This window comes from Sorangium sp. So ce321, assembly GCF_051530195.1.
Lineage (GTDB): Bacteria > Myxococcota_A > Polyangia > Polyangiales > Polyangiaceae > Sorangium.
The window spans coordinates 61409-77258 of the sequence record NZ_CP150329.1 but is presented as its reverse complement, the minus strand read 5'-3'; the positions used below and the strand labels follow the sequence as shown (position 1 = coordinate 77258).

The 15850-nt window shown below is 72.0% G+C and carries 13 protein-coding genes; 10 read left to right on the top strand and 3 right to left on the bottom strand.

Features of this window, described 5'->3' with window-relative positions; genetic code table 11:
* Window positions 1-11: 11 nt before the first annotated feature.
* A complete protein-coding gene (locus tag WME89_RS00290; RefSeq protein ID WP_438007288.1) occupies window positions 12-1343 on the bottom strand; it encodes a hypothetical protein in 1332 nt (443 codons plus the stop codon).
* Window positions 1344-1423: 80 nt separating this feature from the next.
* On the opposite strand from WME89_RS00290, the gene WME89_RS00285 reads away from it, so the two are divergent.
* The 4 genes from WME89_RS00285 (at window position 1424) to WME89_RS00270 (ending at window position 7498) form a co-directional block, all read left to right on the top strand.
* Window positions 1424-3187 (top strand): hypothetical protein, encoded by a 1764-nt coding sequence (locus WME89_RS00285; RefSeq protein ID WP_438007287.1) that lies wholly within the window; start codon window positions 1424-1426, stop codon window positions 3185-3187.
* A gap of 197 nt (window positions 3188-3384) precedes the next feature.
* The gene (locus WME89_RS00280; RefSeq protein ID WP_438007286.1) at window positions 3385-4248 is read left to right on the top strand and encodes a hypothetical protein; all 864 of its coding nucleotides are present in this window, start codon (window positions 3385-3387) and stop codon (window positions 4246-4248) included.
* Window positions 4249-4479: 231 nt separating this feature from the next.
* On the top strand, window positions 4480-5376 hold the full coding sequence (locus WME89_RS00275; protein WP_438007285.1) for a hypothetical protein: 897 nt from the start codon (window positions 4480-4482) through the stop codon (window positions 5374-5376).
* Window positions 5377-5554: 178 nt separating this feature from the next.
* The gene (locus WME89_RS00270) at window positions 5555-7498 is read left to right on the top strand and encodes a CBS domain-containing protein (RefSeq protein WP_438007284.1); all 1944 of its coding nucleotides are present in this window, start codon (window positions 5555-5557) and stop codon (window positions 7496-7498) included.
* A gap of 236 nt (window positions 7499-7734) precedes the next feature.
* Here the strand turns inward: WME89_RS00270 and WME89_RS00265 are convergent, their stop codons facing one another.
* Both WME89_RS00265 and WME89_RS00260 read right to left on the bottom strand, forming a co-directional pair.
* Window positions 7735-7941 (bottom strand): hypothetical protein, encoded by a 207-nt coding sequence (locus WME89_RS00265; protein WP_437507037.1) that lies wholly within the window; start codon window positions 7939-7941, stop codon window positions 7735-7737.
* On the bottom strand, window positions 7938-8147 hold the full coding sequence (locus tag WME89_RS00260; protein ID WP_438007283.1) for a hypothetical protein: 210 nt from the start codon (window positions 8145-8147) through the stop codon (window positions 7938-7940). The genes WME89_RS00265 and WME89_RS00260 overlap by 4 nt, the downstream gene beginning before the upstream one ends.
* A 254-nt stretch (window positions 8148-8401) precedes the next feature.
* Here WME89_RS00260 and fadI point away from each other — a divergent pair, with 254 nt between their 5' ends.
* The 6 genes from fadI to speB all read left to right on the top strand — a co-directional run bounded on the left by fadI (window position 8402) and on the right by speB (window position 15706).
* On the top strand, window positions 8402-9715 hold the full coding sequence (gene fadI / locus WME89_RS00255) for an acetyl-CoA C-acyltransferase FadI (protein ID WP_438007282.1): 1314 nt from the start codon (window positions 8402-8404) through the stop codon (window positions 9713-9715).
* Window positions 9712-11940: a fatty acid oxidation complex subunit alpha FadJ gene (fadJ, locus tag WME89_RS00250; RefSeq protein WP_438007281.1), complete on the top strand. Its 2229-nt coding sequence runs from the start codon at window positions 9712-9714 to the stop codon at window positions 11938-11940. Before fadI ends, fadJ begins: the two co-directional genes overlap by 4 nt.
* 286 nt (window positions 11941-12226) lie before the next feature.
* Window positions 12227-13207 carry an SDR family oxidoreductase gene (locus WME89_RS00245; RefSeq protein ID WP_438007280.1) on the top strand — a complete coding sequence of 327 codons (981 nt, stop codon included), beginning with the start codon at window positions 12227-12229 and terminating at the stop codon, window positions 13205-13207.
* 163 nt (window positions 13208-13370) lie between these two features.
* Window positions 13371-13931, top strand: coding sequence for a GNAT family N-acetyltransferase (locus tag WME89_RS00240; RefSeq protein ID WP_438007279.1), 561 nt, complete (start codon window positions 13371-13373; stop codon window positions 13929-13931).
* A 12-nt stretch (window positions 13932-13943) separates the two neighbouring features.
* A complete protein-coding gene (locus tag WME89_RS00235) occupies window positions 13944-14723 on the top strand; it encodes a lysophospholipid acyltransferase family protein (RefSeq protein WP_438007278.1) in 780 nt (259 codons plus the stop codon).
* 8 nt (window positions 14724-14731) lie between these two features.
* A complete protein-coding gene (gene speB, locus WME89_RS00230) occupies window positions 14732-15706 on the top strand; it encodes an agmatinase (protein ID WP_438007277.1) in 975 nt (324 codons plus the stop codon).
* Window positions 15707-15850: the final 144 nt, after the last annotated feature.

Sequence of the window (15850 nt, the reverse complement as noted above, 5' to 3'; positions counted from 1 at the left end):
CGCGCCGCTGGTCAGAGAGCAGATCGCGTCTGTCGAGATCGCCTGAAGGCGAGCGCGCCGACTCCAAATAACGCGAGCCAGCCCACATGGCACAGCGCGCCGCCTTCGCGGGGCGCGCCAGCGGCGAGGCTGCAGGCGCTCTCCCGCCGCTTCCCATCGATCGGCCGTCCTCCCTGGACGCCGCCGCCGGGCGGCGGGGCGCTCACCCCCCCGCCGCTCGACCCGCCGCTGGAACCGCTGCCGCTCCCTGTCCCGTCGTCCTCGTCCGGCTCGCAGCCCGCGGCCGAGTCGCTCAGCGCCTCGAGCGCGAGCCTGGCAACGCCTGTGTCGTCGATGAGCCCGTAGGACTGATCGACGCTCGTCGCGTCCTGGAAGCTGGCCCAGACAACGCCGGCGACGTCCTGTCTGTCCGAGAGCAGCTCGAAGGACGTGGTCAGGTTCGCCGCCTGCAGCTCCTCGCCGACGAACGCCGTCCCCCACGCCATCCCGGTCACGACGAGCGCGCTCTCGTCGTCCGCCGCCTCGGCCACGTCGCGCACCTCGTCCAGATAACCGGTGAGCGCCACCGGGTCGACCTCGCTGAACTGATTCACGAACAGCTGATGGCCGAGGTAGGACCACGGGTACCGCTCGCCGTAGCGATCCTCGAGCTCGTCCCACACGGGCTGGTCGTAGAGCTCGCGCAGGTAGTCGACCCCGGAGAGCGGCACGGCGGCGTCGTCCGAGGCGAGCAGGCCGCCCGTGATCAGCGAGAGCTTGTCCACGTTGAAGAGCGCCTCGTTGCGGGCGCGGATCTGCGCGAGGATCTGCGCCAGCACGCGGGGCAGGACGTAGGTGCAGCCGGCGTTCTCGGGATCGACCGCGTAATCGGGGTTCTCGACGCAGTTCGGCTGACTCCAGATCTCCCAGCGACCGACGCGCCCGGCGAACCTCGTCATGAGCGCCTGTGCGGTGTCGGCGAACTCCTCCACAAAGCGGTTGTTGCCGTCCCCATCCGGGTCGTCATTCCAGAGGGACTGTCCTCCTTCGACCGTGCGGTGAGAGAGGAGCCCGAGCGGCTCGAGGCCCGCGGCGCGCAGGGCGTCGATGACCGCGTCGTACTCCGCGAGCCTGTCCTCGTACCACCCGTCGTCGCCGTCGAGCTGGAACTCGACGCGCACGGCGCCGGCGCCCGCGCGCGCCAGCTTCTCCGCGAGGCCGTCGTCGAGGATCACCTTCCCTCCCTGGACGGGCGCGCCGGGGTCGACGCCATAAAAGCTGCAGGGCACGCCCTGCGCCGCGAGGGCGGGCGGCGCGAGGGAAAGCACGGAGCAGGCGGCAAGAGCGACAATGGATGCACGCATGTTTCAAGGATAGCTGGGAGGAGCGCCTCGACCAAGAAACGACCCCGGCAAAGACCATCCATGCTAGGGAGACACCTCACATGGCTTTCCTGGAAGAACAGCTGGAAAAAGAGCACGGACGCGTCGGGGTCGCTCCTCCGGGCGGCGAGGCCGATCCGGGCGACGAGGCCGACGGCGAGGTGGACGCGGCGGACGACGCCGAGCACGACGCGCCGCCTGCCCGGGGCTTACGCGACTGGCTGCGCGGCGCGCCGCTCTCCGGCCGCCTGCACCTCGCGCTCGGCCTCGCGCTGCCGGCCGTCCTCCTCGTCGTGAACATGGTGCGGGTGCGCTCGTTCACGATCGACGACGCGTACATCTCGTACCGCTACGCGCGCAATTTCGCCCGGGGCCTCGGGCTCGTCTACAACGCCGGCGAGCGCATCGAGGGGTACACGAACTTCCTCTGGACCGTGCTGCTCGCGGCCGGCATCAAGGTCGGCCTCGACCCCGACGTCCTCGCCAAGGTGCTCGGCGGGCTCGCCGCCTGCGGGTCGCTCGGCGCGCTCTATCTCCTCTCGGACCGGCTGCGCCCGCGCGGCGCGATCCCGTGCATCGCCACGTGGCTGTTCGCGAGCTCGATCGTGCAGAGCGGATATGCTGTCTTCGGCCTGGAGACGCCGCTCTTCGTCCTGCTCGTCCTCGCGGGCACAGAGATGATGTTCCGCGAGCGCGACCGGGGGACCGGCTTCCCGTACTCGGGCCTCGTCTTCGGGCTGGCGGGCCTGACCCGCCCCGAGGCGCCGATGTTCCTCGGCATCCCGATGCTGTTCCTCGGCCTGCGCTTCTTCGGGCGGCAGAACCTGCTCCGCGGCGTCGTCTTCGTCGCGCCCATCGCGCTCCACATGCTCTGGCGGCACAGCTACTACGGCACGTGGCTGCCGAACACGCTGAGCGCCAAGACCGGGAGCCTCGCCGAGCAGCTGGCCGGCGGGCAGCACTACCTCAAGGAGTACGCGGAGCACACGGGGCCGGTTCTCCTGCTCGCGCTCTTCGGCCTCTGCGTGGCGATCGTCGCGCGGCACCGCGACGCGCTGTGCGTCGCGGCCCTCGCGCTCGCGGTGGCCGGCTATGTGCTCCTCGTGGGCGGGGACTGGATGCCGTTCTACCGCTTCATGAGCCCGTTCGAGCCGTTCTGCTTCCTCCTCGCGGGCCTCGGCGCGCGCTCGCTGCTCGAGCCGCTGCTCCCCGCGGTCTCGGCCCGCGCCGCGGCGGCGCGCCCGGGCGGGATCGCCCTCGCCGCGGGCGCCGGCGTGCTCGCGGCCGGCTGCCTCGTCGCGCTGGGCGCCTTCCGGGCGCAGCGGATCGACCGCGCGCAGCACCGGATCCTCGACGACGACAAGCGGTTCTGGGACAGCGCCGCCGGCGGGACGGCCGCGTGGTTCCAGCAGCACGGGCAGCCCGGCGAGGTCGCCGTGGGCGACATCGGGTACATCGGGTATGCGACCGACTATCCGGTGCTCGACCTGCTCGGCCTCGTCGACCCGGTGATCTCCAAGCTGCCGGGCGGCTACACGCGCAAGACCGGCCCCGGCTACGTGCAGCGCGTGTTCGACAAGTCGCCGCGCTACTTCGTGTTCATCGGCGGCGCCGACACGTGCGACAAGCTCCCGTTCCCGGCGCAGGAGAAGCTCCGCAGGGACCGGCGCTTCCGGGGCGTGTACGAGGTCGCCGGGATGGTCCGCCACAGCAAGAACGGCTACTGGTGCATCTTCGAGCGGCGGGGCGACGCGCCGCCGTCCCGCGCCGGCGACGCGCAGGGAGCGCCGGTGCCCGCGCCGGAGACGCCGGCGCAGCCGGAATAGCTGAACGAGCGCGACCGCCCCTGCGCGCGACCCCACCGCCCCTGCGCGCGACCCCACCGCCCCTGCGCGCGACCCCACCGCCCCTGCGCGCGACCCCACCGCCCCTGCGCGCGACCCCACCGCCCCTGCGCGCGACCCCACCGCCCCTGCGCGCGACCCCACCGCACGCGCGCGAGGTTTGCTAGCATCGCCGCCCCATGCCCTGGCTCTGGTACGTAGGTCCCATCGCGTTGCTCGTCGTCTGGTTCCTGACCGGCTTGCGCACGCGCCACGAGGCGCGGCGCGACGGCGAGCTCGTCCGGTGGCGCGCGCTGATGACCCCGAAGGCGACCGCGCGCCGGCCCGGGGGGTATCGCGACAGCCGGAAGACCAGCGCCGAGATCATCGGGCCGCGCCCTGTCCGCTCGGCGCCGAGCAGCCTCGAGCGGATGCTGCACGAGACGGGCGGCGGCGCGGTCATCGCCCGCTACGAGCTCGTCCCGAAGCTCGCCTACGTCGCCGTCGTCGGGCCGGACGCGAAGAACGGCAGCGAGTACCAGGTGGTCCTGGCCAAGCTCGCCAAGGCCGCGCCCCGGCTCACCGTGTGCCCGCTGCCGATCCTCGACGGCAGGCGCGCCCCGAACACCGGCGTCCAGTTCAAGAAGGACCCGGAGTTCATGGAGCACTTCCTTGTCGAGGGGCCGGAGGCGAAGGCGATCGGCCGGTGGCTCTCGACCCGCGTCCGCGATGCGCTGCGCGAGTTTCCCGACGCGTGGCTCTTCGTGCAGGACCGCGTCATGGCGCTCGCTGTGTACGGCCCCGTCGACGCGGAGCGCCTGGAGGAGCTCGTGATCGCCGCCGACGCGATCTTCGCGGAGCACGGCAGCGACGGCGCTCCCTCGCTGCTGTTCGAGGGCGACAGCCACGACGACGACGACGAGGACGACAGCGACGACGAGGACGACAGCGACGACGAGGACGACAGCGACGACGACGAGGCGCCGGCGTCGGCCCCCGCCGGCTCCGCCGAGCAGGGGGCGCCCGCGTCCGACTCGACCCGACCTGCCTCGCGCCGGCCGTAGAGCGCCTCCTCTCACACCACATCGTGCGTCATGCGGGCGCGCGCCGTCTGGCGGCGCGTCGCGACATCTTTTCCGCATCGCGCCCGCATCGCGCCCGCATCGCGCCCGCATCGCGCCCGCATCGCGCCCGCATCGCGACGCGCGACCAAGAGGCCGGGCGGCGCGCTCCGAGGGCGCCATTCGACGACCACAGACGGGCCGAGCCATGTTAGTCATCGCAGCTGGGCCTGATTGAACGCCAAGCTGCTGCTCTCCTCCGCTGTCCTGCTCTCGCTCTGGCTCACGGCGCCGCTCGCCGCCCCGGCAGAGAAGAAGAGCAGCTGGGTCAAGTCCCAGGGCTCCCGCGCGGAGCTCCAGCTCGACGTCCTGAGCAAGTCGGCCGACTGGTCGATGGACGACGTCGACGCCGAGGTGAGCACGTTCGGCCTGACCTTCGCCCTCGTCGGCCAGCTCCAGTGGCGCGACCGGCTCCTCCTCGACGCGGAGCTGCCGCTCGCCTACGGCAACGTCTCGGCCTCGTTCCGGTCCGACCGGCTCGGCGTGGACGAGAGCAGCAGCGCCGGCAGCCTCCTCTTCGGCAACCCCACGATCGGCGCCCACTACGCGCGCGCCCTGTCGCGCAAGCTCGCCGTCTTCGGCGGCGGCGCGCTCTCGATCCCCGTCCTCACCGACCCCAACGCGGACGCCCGCGCCGCGCTTCAAGCGACGGCCTCGACGCGCGCCTACTACGACCTCCACCGGCTCATCCCCAAGCACTTCCCCCTGAAGGTCCGCGGCGGCGTGGAGGCCGAGGTCGCCACGCGGCTCGTGTACCGCGCCGATACGGCGGTGATGCTCGCGCTCCCGCTCAGCGGGGGCAGCGCCGATCTCGTGCTCGAGCAGGGCAGCGAGCTCGAGATGCGCGGCAAGGGAGCCCTCGGCGGCGGGCTCCGCCTGCAGGCGGTGCTGACGCTCACGCGCGAGGACATGGCGCAGCTCGCGCTCGAGCCGTTCGTCAGCTACACGCCGGAGAAGCCCGGCTTCTACGGCCGGGCGGGGCTGCTCGTCGCGCTCGATTCGCCGCTCGGGTTCGGCCTCGCCGAGGACAAGGTCGCCACGCTGCGGCTCGCGGTCGGCCACCGGTTCTGAGCCCGCGCCGGACCGCCGCCGCGGCGCTCGCCTGCTTCTTCCCGCCTGCTCCCGTCCGCTTCCGCCCGTCTGTTCCCGTCTGTTCCCGCCGCTCGGCGAGGGAGCTCCCGCGCCCGCCGCCTCCCGTCGTAGGCTGCGGCGGACCGCGAGCGGCGCGGGCGAAAGGCGGTGGGCCGGCATGGGTGAGCAGCACGTCTCCGAGCAGGCGAACGATGAGCAGCTTCAGGCCTTCATGCGGGCGTTGCTCGACGACGTGGACGCGCTCGAGCGCCTCCTCGAGGAAGACCGCATCGAGTCGGGCGTGCGCCGGATCGGCGCGGAGCAGGAGATGTTCCTCGTGGACCGCGCGCTCCGGCCGGCGCCGCTCGCGCTGGAGGTGCTCGAGCGGGCGGCCGACGGCCGGCTCACGACCGAGCTCGCGCGCTTCAACCTGGAGGCGAACCTCTCCCCGCTGCCGTTCGGCGGCGACTGCCTGCGGCGCCTCGAGGCCGAGCTCTCCGACGTCGTCGGGCGGGCGGCCGAGGCCGCGCGCGCCGTCGGCGCCGACGTGCTGCTCGCGGGCATCCTCCCGACGCTGCGCGCCGCCGATCTCCGCCTGGAGAACCTCACCCCCTCGCCCCGCTACCACGAGCTCAACCGCGCGCTCTTGCAGCTGCGCCAGGGCGACTTCCGCGTGTCGATCCACGGGCTCGACGAGCTCGAGATGACCCACGACAACATCCTGCTCGAGGCGTGCAACACGAGCTTCCAGGTCCACCTCCAGGTCGGGGCGCGCGAGTTCGCGCCGCTCTACAACCTGGCGCAGGCGGTGACCGCGCCCGTGCTCGCCGCCGCGGTCAACTCGCCGCTGCTCCTCGGGCAGAGGCTCTGGCAAGAGACGCGGATCGCCCTCTTCGAGAGCTCGATCGACACCCGCCCGAGCGCCCGCGAGAGCCGGCAGCACCGGCCCCGCGTGCACTTCGGCGACGGCTGGGTCCAGGGCGGCGCGCTCGAGCTCTTCCGCGAGGACATCGCGCGGTTCCGCGTGATCATGACCGCCGAGACGGGCGAGCCCCCGGCCGCCGTGCTCGCGCGCGGCGAGGTCCCGGACCTCAAGGCCCTGCGCGTCCACAACGGCACCATCTACCGCTGGAACCGCCCCTGCTACGGCGTCGTGGACGGGGTCGCGCACCTGCGCATCGAGAGCCGCGCGCTGCCCGCGGGGCCCACGGTCCTCGACGAGGTCGCGAACGCCGCGTTCTTCTTCGGCCTCATGTCGGGGCTCGCCGCCGAGCACCCGCGCGTCGACCTCGAGATGCCGTTCGAGGACGCCAAGGCGAACTTCTTCGCGGCGGCGCGCCACGGCCTCAAGGCGCAGCTCACGTGGTTCGGCGGCCAGAGCCTCCCCGCCCCGGAGCTCCTCCTCTCGCGCCTCCTCCCGGCCGCCCGGGCGGGCCTGTCGGCCGCGGGCATCGACGCCGCCGACATCGACCGCTACCTCGGCGTCGTCGAGGAGCGCGTGCGCCGCGGCCAGACCGGCGCGCAGTGGGCGCTCGGCTCGCTCGCGGCCATGGCCGGGCAGGGCACCCCGGAGGTGCAGCACCGCGCGCTCTGCGCCGCGATGCTCGCCCGCCAGCAGGAGGAGGCCCGCGGCGGCGGGTCAGGGTGCCCGGTGCACACCTGGGAGCCCGCCGCGCTCGAGGTCGACCGGGACCTCCTGCGCGACAGCTACCGGACCGTGGGCCAGTTCATGTCGACCGATCTCTTCACGGTGCGGCCCACGGACATCGTCGACTTCGCCGCGAGCGTCATGGACTGGCGGCACGTGCGCCACGTGCCGGTCGAGGACGACCAGGGCCGGCTCGTCGGCGTCGTCTCACACCGCGCGCTGCTCCGGCTCATCGCCCGCGGCGCCGCGGCGGCGAACGGCTCCGCGCCGCCCACGGTCGCGTCGATCATGCGGCCCGATCCGGTGACGATCACCCCCGAGACGCCGACCCTGGAGGCGATGCGGATCATGCGCGAGCAGCGCGTCGGCTGCCTGCCCGTCGTGGCCGGCGAGCGGCTCGTCGGCATCGTGACGGAGCGCGACCTCCTCGACGTCTCGGCGCGGCTGCTCGAGGCCTTCCTGCGCGAGGCGTGAGCGGGCGCGGCGGCCGCCGGGGCGACCAAGGAAGAGGGAACCGCCAGGGCGCCAGAAGAGAAGAAACAAAGAAAGAGTAAACCGCCAAGACGCCAAGACGCCAAGAGCGAAAAAGGGCCAGGATGCCCCGAGACGCCAGTAACAATCTACCTGGCGTCTCTTGGCGTTCTTGGCGGTTTTATTCTTCAGCCGATCTGCGAGCTAGAGCCCTGCGCGGAGCAGCGCTCCCGCATGGCTCACAGATCGCTGATCTCGGTGCACGTCATCGCGTCGCCCTTTGCCTGGCAGTCGAACACGGTGCCTTTCGCGCTGAAGAAGCCCTGCCTCGCGCGCGTGACGTGGTACCGAGTCCCGTCGATCTGCCGGATGCTCGTGTAGCTGCCCTGACAGCCGATCGCGCCAAGGCTCGCGAGCAGCAACCCGAAAATCAAGGAACGCTTCATTCGCTCACCTCCGTCACTTCGACCTCGGTGCACTCCGCCTTGCCCGGCTGATCAGGGCACATCCACATCGCAGGCTGGTTGTTCTTGTGCCCGGCCACATACACATAACCCGGCGCCGCCGGCGCCGAGTCGCTGGCAAACGTCGCACACCCCGCCAGCGCCGAAGCGCTACAGAGCAACGCGCTGAATTGAATGATTTTCCGCATGGCCGACAACGCTATCGGGAAGTTCCCGTGTGGGCCAAATTGGAGTCCAGGGCCGCTCGACCGACTTTCCACCTTCTCGCCCCTCGGAGCGCGCCTCCACCTCGCCTCCCCCGACCGAGGTTGACACGTCGCGTTAGCCCACCTAAGGGATTTCACCCGACCGGCGTGGTCCGGCGAGCCGGGATCCGGGGGGGAGCTGCGCGGGGCGCGCGGGGTGGGCCCGCGGTGGGCTCTCCGGCAGCAGAGGAGTCGACATGGCTTCAGGCAAGAATGGGAAGAGCGGCAAGGACCGGGTGGCGGTCGTCGCCGGGCTGCGCACGCCGTTCACGAAGGCGGGGACGGCGCTGAAGGCGCTGCGCACCGTCGATCTCGCCGCCACGGTGGTCAAGGAGCTCATCCAGCGCAGCGAGGTGAGCCCGCGCGACGTCACGCTGGTCGTCTACGGCCAGGTGGTGCCGACGCTCGACTGGCTCAACATCGCGCGCGAGGTCGTGCTGCGCACGGGCTTGCCCAAGGACATCGACGCCTACAGCGTCTCGCGCGCCTGCGCGACGTCGCTCCAGGCCATGACGAGCGCCGCCGAGGCGATGCTCGCCGGCCAGCACGACGTCGCCCTCGTCGGCGGCGCCGACAGCATGAGCGACGTCCCGCTCGGCGTCTCCCGGAAGCTCGCCGGCGCGCTGACCGAGCTCCAGAAGGCGAGGACGCTCGGCGCCCGGCTGGAGATCCTCTCCCGCCTCTCGCTGAAGGACATCGTGCCGCCGATCCCCGGCTTCTCGCGCGAGCCGACCACGGGCGAGCAGATGGGCGAGGCGGCCGAGAAGATGGCGAAGCAGAACGGGATCTCGCGCGCCGAGCAGGACGCGATCGCCCACCGCTCGCACACGAACGCCGCGCGCGCGTGGCGCGACGGAACGTACGCGGCCGAGGTCATGCACGTGATCCCACCGCCGTACGACAAGCCGGTCGAGCGCGACAACGTGGTCCGGGACGACTCGACCCTCGAGGCCTACGCGAAGCTGTCGCCGGCCTTCGATCGCCGCCACGGCACCATCACCGCGGGCAACGCGTCGCCGCTCACCGACGGGGCGAGCGCGCTGCTCCTGATGCGCGAGGCCAAGGCCAAGGCGCTCGGCTACCAGCCGCTCGGGTACGTGAAGTCGTGGTCCTACGCCGCGGTCGACCCCGGCTGGCAGCTCCTGATGGCCCCGGTGCTCGCCGCGCCGCGCGCGCTCGACCGCGCCGGCCTCTCCCTCGCCGACATGGACCTCGTCGACATGCACGAGGCCTTCGCCGCCCAGGTCGCGTCCAACCTGAAGGCGCTCGCGTCGCCGTCGTTCGCCGCGGACAAGCTCGGCCGCTCCGAGGCCGTCGGCGAGATCGACCCGGAGAAGCTCAACGTGAACGGCGGCTCGATCGCGCTCGGCCACCCCTTCGCGGCCACGGGGGGGCGCATGGTGCTCTCCACGCTCCGCGAGCTCAAGAAGCGCGGCGGCCAGCACGCGCTCCTCACCGTGTGCGCAGCGGGCGGGCTCGGCGCCGCCGTGGTCCTGGAGGCAGCATCATGACGACGACGTTCGACCAGGCGGCGCAGGCCTCCGCGGAGCGGGGCCCCATCTCCCTCGAGGTCCGCCCCGACGGCGTGGCCGTCGTGACCTACGATGTCCCCGGCGAGGCGGTCAACACGCTGAAGCCCACGTTCGCCGGCGATCTCGAGCGCATCATGGCCCGGATCGCCAGCGACCCGCTCATCAAGGCGGCCATCCTCGTGTCCGGCAAGCCCGACACATGGATCGCGGGCGCCGACATCGACATGCTGAAGAGCGTCACCACGGCGGCCCAGGCCGAGGCGATCTGCCGGGCCGGTCACGAGGCGGTCCTGCGGATCGTGCGCTCGCCCAAGCCGGTCGTCGCCGCGGTCCACGGCGCCGCGCTCGGCGGCGGCTTCGAGGTGGCGCTCGCCTGCCACGCGCGCGTGCTGAGCGACGACCGGAAGACGGTGCTCGGCCTGCCCGAGGTGCAGCTCGGCCTGCTCCCCGGGATCAACGGGCTGCAGCGGCTGGCGGAGCGCGCTGGCCTGCAGGCGGCGCTCGACCACGGCCTCACCGGCAAGAACATGCGCCCGTCCAGGGCGCGGCAGCTCGGCGTCGCCGACGACGTGGTCCCCGCGCCCATCCTGCAGGAGACGGCCGCGGCGCTCGCGCTGAAGCTCGCGGCCGCCGGCCCGCCGTTCCGCCCCGGCCCCGCCGCGAAGAAGGCGCCGAAGCTCGACGCCGCCGCGCTCACCCGCGCCGCCCTCGAGCAGAACCCGATCGGTCGCGCGGTGCTCTTCCAGCAAGCGCAGAAGAAGACGCGCGAGAAGACCGGCGGGCACTACCCGGCGCCCGAGCGGATCATCGAGGTGCTGCGGGCCTACGCCGACCGGGGCTTCGAGGCGTCGCGAGACGTCGAGGCCCGGGCCTTCGGCGAGCTCGTCGTCTCGAGCACGGCGCACCGGCTGATGGAGCTCTTCTTCGCGACGACCGCGATGAAGAAGGACACCGGCGTGGACGACCCCTCGGTGCAGCCGAGGAAGGTCGAGAAGATCGCGATGCTCGGCGCCGGCCTGATGGGCGCTGGCATCGCCTACGTGAGCCTGAACGCCGGCATCGCGGTGCGCCTCAAGGACCGCGACGACGCGTCGCTCGGCCGCGGGCTCAAGTACGTGACCGACATCCTCGGCGACCGGGTGAAGAAGAAGCAGCTCACGCCGCTCGAGCGCGACCAGAAGCTCGCGCTGCTCACGGCGACGACCGACACCTCGGGCCTCAGGGGCGCCGATCTCGTGATCGAGGCGGTGTTCGAGGATCTCGCGGTGAAGCACGCGGTCCTGCGCGAGGTCGAGGCGAGCGGCAAGGACGGCGTCATCTTCGCATCGAACACCTCGTCGATCCCGATCGCCCGGATCGCGGCCGCGTCGAGGCGGCCGGAGAACGTGGTCGGGATGCACTACTTCAGCCCGGTGCACAAGATGCCGCTGCTCGAGGTCATCCGGACGGAGCGGACGTCTCCCGAGGTGGTGGCCACGGCCGTGGCGGTCGGCAAGCGGCAGGGCAAGACGGTCATCGTCGTGAACGACGGCGTCGGCTTCTACACGAGCCGCATCCTCGGGCCGTACATGAACGAGGCGAGCTGGCTCCTCGCCGAGGGGGTGGCCATCGAGCAGGTCGACAGGGCGCTCGTCGCGTGGGGCTGGCCGGTCGGCCCGCTGGCGTTGCTCGACGAGGTGGGCATCGACGTGGCCGCGCACGTCGGTCCGATCATGATCGAGGCGTTCGGCGAGCGGCTCGCCCCGCCGCCCACGATGGCAAAGCTCGTCGCCGACGACCGCAAGGGCCGCAAGAACGAGCGCGGGATGTACCTGTACGGCGCGGCGGCGAAGAAGAAGGGCAAGGGGAAGCACGCCGACGAGAGCGTCTATGCCGTGCTCGGCCTGCCGGTGCCGACGGCGAAGGACAGGCCGCCGGTGCCTGTCGAGGAGATCCAGATGCGGTGCTCGCTCCAGCTCGTGAACGAGGCGCTGCATTGCCTCGGCGAGGGCATCCTGAGGAGCCCGCGCGACGGCGACATCGGCGCGATCTTCGGCCTCGGCTTTCCGCCGTTCCGCGGCGGCCCGTTCCGCTACGTCGACACCCTCGGCGCCGCGGAGGTGCTCCGCCGCATCGAGGTCTACGAGCGCCGCTTCGGCAAGCGCTGGACGCCCGCCCCGGCGCTCGTCGAGGCGGCGAGGGCCGGCAAGCACTTCCACGACTGACGCGGCGCCCTGAACCTCGAGGCGGCTCGAAGCAGAGAATTTGAACCACAGAGGCACAGAGGCACAGAGGAGAGAAATACGTCTTCGTCCCTCCGTGCCGCTGTGGTCCAGGTTTCTCGATCTTCATCCATTCTCTCCTCTCTGTGCCTCTGTGCCTCTGTGGTTCAAATTCTCTGTTCTCTCACCGTCCACCGTTCACCGATCGCAAACCGTCTGCCCGGCCTGAGATGGCCCGCGCATTGCTCATTTCCCGAGCGAGGCCAGACCGCGCGGGAGGTTGTCAGTCATGCGGAAGTGCGTTCGCGATTCGGTGGTCGTCATCACCGGGGCGTCCTCGGGGATCGGCAGGGCGGCGGCGATCGAGTTCGCGCGGCGCGGCGCGAGGGTCGTCATCGCCGCGCGGAACGCGGCGGCCCTCGAGGAGGTCGCCGCGGAGTGCGCCAGCGTCGGCGCGCGGGCGGTCGCCGTGCCCACGGACGTGCGGGAGGAGTGCGCCGTCAGGGACCTCGCCCGCATTGCGTGCGAGGCGTTCGGCAGGATCGACGTCTGGGTGAACAACGCCGCGGTGTTCCTCTACGCCCGCGCGGACGAGGCGCCCTACGAGACGTACCGCCAGGTCATCGAGACGAACCTGCTCGGCTACGTGCACGGCGCGCGGGCCGTGCTGCCCTATTTCCGCAGGCAGGGTGCCGGTGTGCTCATCAACAACATCTCCGCCCTGGGCAAGTTCGGCGCGCCCACGATGAGCGCCTACGTCATCTCCAAGTTCGGGGCCATGGGCCTCGCGTCCTGCCTGCGGCAGGAGCTCCTGAGCACCCCGGACATCCACGTCTGCACGCTCCTCCCCTCGGCCGTCGACACCCCGATCTACCAGCACGCCGGCAATTACACAGGCCGCGCCGTCCAGCCGATCCCGCCGGTGGCCCGCCCGGAGCAGGTCGCGAGGGCGATGGTCTCGCTCGCCGAGCGGCCGAGGCGCGAGGTGTACGTCGGCGCCGCCGGCCGCATCACCGCCGCGGCGCTCGCCCTCCTCCCGGGCCTCACGGAGCCGGTGATCGCCGCGTATGTGACGAGGACGACCTTCCTCGACCGGGCGGCGCCGCACACCGACGGGAACATCTTCGTCCCCATGAAGCACTGGACCTCCGTGACCGGCGGCTGGCGCGCCACGTCGGGGCTCGCCGCGCTGCGCGACGCCGTCCGCGCGGCCGTCCGCGTCGCGCTCGCGATCCCGGCCGCGGCGGTGGAGCGCCTCAGGCCACGATGACATCGCCGCTCTGGCACCTTCCGTACGCGATCCGCCAGCCATCCTGACGCGCCGCCGTCCCCGGGGTGTCTCCCAACCTCGGGGGTCCTGTGACGTGTTCTCCACGGTTGCCCGGCATGCTGCGCCCCGACCAACGATTTGATGAGAAAAAGGAGGCGCAACGATGAGCCGTTATGTGGCGCGCACGCTCCGGAGCGATGACTTTTCGACGCTGATGGAACTCGAGGCGGCGCTCTTCGGAAGCGCGGGAGAGGGCGAGCTCGGGCGGTATTACATCCGTCTCTGCTGCGACTTCTTCAAGGACTCCTGCTTCCTTGTCGAGGCCGCGGGCAAGCCGGCGGGCTACCTGCTCTCCTTCACGCGCGGCAAGGAGGTCTATTGCACGACCCTCGCCGTCCTTCCCGAATACCAGGGCTCCCGCGCGACGCACACGCTCCTCCGGGCGTTCGTCGGCTCGATCCTCGGGTGGGCGGAGTCGTGCTGGTTCACCGTCGAGGAGGACAACCACGCCGCGCGGGCGCTCCACGCCATGCTCGGCGCGAGGGAGATCGAGGTGCGCCCCGACTTCTATGGCACCGGGCACCCGCGCATCATCTCGCGCATCGATCGCGACGCGTTCCTCGCCCTCCGGGCCCGCTTCGAGCGGGTGGGGCTCGTCGAGCGCCCGGCCGAGGCGAAGGAGCCGCGCCCGGCGGAGAGCGGCGGGATCGCCGCGGTGGCCTGAGGCGGACAGACCATGACGACCACCGCTCCGCTGGACCACGGCCGCCGCCTCGGGGCGCCGGGGGACCGGCCGTGGACCGAGGCGTTCTCCATTGCCAGCCGGGTCTCCGGCGTGATGGGCCTCGCGCTCGACACCGCGGTCCGGAGCAGCCTGCTGCCCGAGCTGCCCGCCCTGCGCGACCGGGAGAGGGCGCGCCTCCTGCATGGGACCGCCAGGGGGCTCTGCGCGCTGCACGCCCTGCGCCTCCGCGTGACGGGCGCCCTCCCTGCGCCGCCGTTCGTGATCGTGGCGAACCACGTCAGCTATCTGGATCCGATCCTCCTCGCCTCGCTCACCCCCTGCACCGCCATCGCGAAGCAGGAGATCGGCGGCTGGCCGATCATCGGCGAGCGCGCGCGCGATCTCGGCGTGCTGCTCGTCGACCGGCGGCGCCCGGAGAGCGGGGCGCGCGTGCTCCGCTGCGCGCTCCGCGCCCTGCGCCACGGCGTCCCGGTCCTGAACTTCCCGGAGGGCACCACCACGCGCGGGCAGGAGGTCCTCCCCTTTCGCAAAGGCATCTTCGGCGTCGCCCGTATCGCGGGCGTCCCCATCGTGCCTGCGGCCATCACCTACGATGCGCCGGAGCTCTGCTGGGCGGGCGACGACACCTTCCTTCCTCATTACCTCCGCTTCTCGAGCCGCCGCGAGGCGAGCGCCTGCGTCACGTTCGGCCCGCCGCTCGGCGAGCACGGCGGCGCGGCCGAGCTCGCGGCGCGCGCCCGCGCGGTGATCCTGGACCTCTTGAGCCTTTAGGAGATCTCATGTCTCAACAGCGAGCCGCCGCGTACCTGCGGCACGGGCAGACTCCCTTCTTTCGCCTCCCGACCGCGAGCTTCGACGAGCCCGGCGCCTCGGCCTATACCGGCGCCGACGCCGTGCTCCTCGGCGTCCCGTGGGACGGCAGCGTCACCTACCGCCCGGGCACGCGCTTCGCGCCCTACGAGCTGCGCCGCGTGAGCGCGCTCGTGCAGTCGTATCACCCCGGCCACGGCGTCGACGTGTTCCGCGCGCTCGACGTGCGCGACGGCGGCAATGTGCCTTTTCCCCCCTTCCACGCCGACTCCGTGCGCGAGCTGATCCAGGCCTCGGTCGACGAGGTGCTCGCGGCCGGCGCGGTCCCGTTCGTCGTCGGCGGCGACCACTCCATCGCGCTCCCCGTGCTCCGCGCGCTCTCGCGGCGCCACGGCCCGGTCGCGGTCGTGCACGTGGACGCCCACCTCGACACGAGCACCTCGGAGGTGTGGGGCGAGCCGTTCCACCACGGCACGCCGTTCCGCAATGCGATCGACGAGGGGCTGATCGGGCGGGGCGAGCTCCACCAGATCGGCGTCCGCGCGACATGGGGTCACCCGGAGGAGGGCGCCTTCGCGGCGCACGCCGGGGCGACCCTGTACGGCATGGAGCGGCTCGACAGCGATGGCGCCCCGGCGATCGCGGCCGCCATCAAGGCCGCCGTCGGCGAGGCGCCCGTCTACGTGTCGTTCGACATCGACGGGATCGACCCGGCCTATGCCCCGGGCACCGGCACGCCCGTGCCCGGCGGGCTCACCTCGCGCGAGGCGATCCAGCTCCTCCGCGGCCTCGCGGGCATCAACCTGGTGGGCATGGATCTCGTCGAGGTATGCCCCGCGCTCGATCACGCCGACATCACCCTTCATCTCGGCGCGCACCTCCTGTTCGAGGGCCTCGCCCTCGCCGCGGTGAACAAGGGCCGCCGGAGCGCTCGCCTGACCTGAGTCTCACGAGGACGACGACGGCGAGCACGACGAGGAGGACGAAGGCGGCGAACGCCAGGAACAGGAAAACGAGAGCGAAAACGGGAGCAGGACCGCCCCGCCGCGCCGCGCGGCGGCCCAATCCGCTGGCGCGCATCGCCATTC

Bases quoted from the DNA above. Each gene is read 5' to 3' on its own strand.
- WME89_RS00285 (WP_438007287.1), top strand. From the start codon at position 1,424: ATGGCTTTCCTGGAAGAACAGCTGGAAAAAGAGCACGGACGCGTCGGG.
- WME89_RS00280 (WP_438007286.1), top strand. From the start codon at position 3,385: ATGCCCTGGCTCTGGTACGTAGGTCCCATCGCGTTGCTCGTCGTCTGG.
- fadJ (WP_438007281.1), top strand. From the start codon at position 9,712: ATGACGACGACGTTCGACCAGGCGGCGCAGGCCTCCGCGGAGCGGGGC.
- WME89_RS00270 (WP_438007284.1), top strand. From the start codon at position 5,555: ATGGGTGAGCAGCACGTCTCCGAGCAGGCGAACGATGAGCAGCTTCAG.
- WME89_RS00260 (WP_438007283.1), bottom strand. From the start codon at position 8,147: ATGCGGAAAATCATTCAATTCAGCGCGTTGCTCTGTAGCGCTTCGGCG.
- WME89_RS00235 (WP_438007278.1), top strand. From the start codon at position 13,944: ATGACGACCACCGCTCCGCTGGACCACGGCCGCCGCCTCGGGGCGCCG.
- speB (WP_438007277.1), top strand. From the start codon at position 14,732: ATGTCTCAACAGCGAGCCGCCGCGTACCTGCGGCACGGGCAGACTCCC.
- fadI (WP_438007282.1), top strand. From the start codon at position 8,402: ATGGCTTCAGGCAAGAATGGGAAGAGCGGCAAGGACCGGGTGGCGGTC.
- WME89_RS00265 (WP_437507037.1), bottom strand. From the start codon at position 7,941: ATGAAGCGTTCCTTGATTTTCGGGTTGCTGCTCGCGAGCCTTGGCGCG.
- WME89_RS00240 (WP_438007279.1), top strand. From the start codon at position 13,371: ATGAGCCGTTATGTGGCGCGCACGCTCCGGAGCGATGACTTTTCGACG.
- WME89_RS00290 (WP_438007288.1), bottom strand. From the start codon at position 1,343: ATGCGTGCATCCATTGTCGCTCTTGCCGCCTGCTCCGTGCTTTCCCTC.
- WME89_RS00245 (WP_438007280.1), top strand. From the start codon at position 12,227: ATGCGGAAGTGCGTTCGCGATTCGGTGGTCGTCATCACCGGGGCGTCC.